This is a genomic window from Wolbachia endosymbiont of Tuta absoluta (genome assembly GCF_059414725.1).
Window position 1 is genome coordinate 1 of record NZ_JBNRJY010000651.1, and the last position, 440, is coordinate 440.

Annotated in this window: 1 protein-coding gene; it reads right to left on the reverse strand. The window is 29.3% G+C overall.

Features of this window, described 5'->3' with window-relative positions:
• Positions 1–2 precede the first annotated feature (2 nt).
• Positions 3–350, reverse strand: a complete 348-nt coding sequence (locus ACJ5GX_RS07055) for a hypothetical protein (protein ID WP_495292847.1) — start codon at positions 348–350, stop codon at positions 3–5.
• Positions 351–440 lie beyond the last annotated feature (90 nt).

The window sequence follows — 440 nt, forward strand, 5'->3', positions numbered from 1 at the left end:
TACTAACCTTTTAGCCTGTCTAACATCCTCTCTCGTAGATTGTTTCCTGTCATATTTATAGGTGTCCTTTGTTCTAATACTTTCTTGAATTTCTCTTTCTTTTTTGCATCATTATTTATTTGCTTTACTTCTGATACAACCTTACGCACACTAATAATTTGCATAGGTTTTTCATTATTGGAATTACTTTTCTGTTCATTTTCATTTATAGGTCTCTGTTCTATAATATTCTTAAATTTCTGCTTCTTTCTTTTTGTCGATTCATTTTCTGCAGTTCCTTTTTCATTAAGTTTTATTTTCTTTGCCTTAACAGTGATCGATCCTTTATTGGGACATAAAAGTTTTAACACATTAAAGCTTTTGATTGAATTAATAAAAAATGATTTTAAGCACTCTAAGAAAGCAGAAGAAACACAGCAACAAGAAGATGATCAGAAAAG